General features: G+C 67.6%; 1 protein-coding gene. It reads right to left on the bottom strand.

Annotated features, from left to right (window positions below; translation table 11 throughout):
* Positions 1–212 (bottom strand): acyltransferase domain-containing protein (locus BIV23_RS42200; RefSeq protein ID WP_425443583.1); only part of this gene is annotated, 212 nt, incomplete at its 3' end.
* Between the last annotated feature and the right edge of the window lie 44 nt (positions 213–256).

The following is a 256-nucleotide window of genomic DNA, read 5'->3' as shown; positions in this document are numbered from 1 at the left end:
CCCACCATCACCGCGAAACTCGCCGGCTGCACCACATCCACCCGCTCCAACAACTCCGGAGCAGCCTCCCCACGCAACACCTCGACCAGCGACCAGTCCACCCACCGCTCCAGCGCAACCGCACACTCCCCGATCCGCTCCGCGAACACCGCAGACGAATCCAACAACTCCCGGCCCATACCCACCCACTGCGAACCCTGGCCCGGGAACACCCACACAACCTTGCCGGGGTCACCGGAGACACCGACCCTGCCGG

The sequence above is a fragment of the Streptomyces monashensis genome (genome assembly GCF_001866665.1).
GTDB lineage: Bacteria > Actinomycetota > Actinomycetes > Streptomycetales > Streptomycetaceae > Streptomyces > Streptomyces monashensis.
This window is presented reverse-complemented; position numbering and strand designations above follow the sequence as displayed.